General features: G+C 41.6%; 1 protein-coding gene. It reads left to right on the top strand.

Annotation, left to right across the window (positions count from 1 at the left end; all coding sequences use genetic code 11):
• Positions 1–502: PcfJ domain-containing protein (locus HMPREF9304_RS12050; RefSeq protein WP_036929535.1), on the top strand; the 502-nt coding region annotated here is incomplete at both ends.

Below are 502 nucleotides of genomic sequence, written 5' to 3'. Positions count from 1 at the left end.
TTATTCCTACATTGCTTACAGACAGCCGTGTGGAAACATTGCTAAAGGCAGGTCGCACAGACCATTTACATTACTTTCTTGGCAACAAGAGGACTTTTGAGGAACTATGGCAGTCCTACAAAATTGCAGTCCGTAACGGCTATGAGATAGCAGACATTTCTCTTTGGAGTGATTATGTAGATACACTTAGAAGATTAGGAAAGGATATTCATAATCCAAAATATTTATGCCCAACAGACCTTAAAGGCGAACACGACCGCAGACACGAGGAACTTCTCAGATTGCGTGAAAGGGAGGAAATAGAACAGAAACAAAAGAAGGCAATGGAAGATGAAAAACGTTTCAAAGAACTTAAATCCAAATTTTTCGGTATCCATTTCACGGACGGCACTATCCAAGTCCACGTATTGGAGAGCGTGCGTGAACATTTGGAGGAGGGAGCGACCATGCACCATTGCGTATTCTCCAACGAATATTATCTTAAAGAGGACTCACTAATCCT

The sequence above is a fragment of the Hoylesella timonensis S9-PR14 genome (assembly GCF_000762405.1).
In the GTDB taxonomy this organism is placed as follows: Bacteria; Bacteroidota; Bacteroidia; order Bacteroidales; family Bacteroidaceae; genus Prevotella; species Prevotella timonensis_A.
Note: the sequence above shows the minus strand (reverse complement) of the source record. Positions and strands in the feature narration are given on the sequence as shown.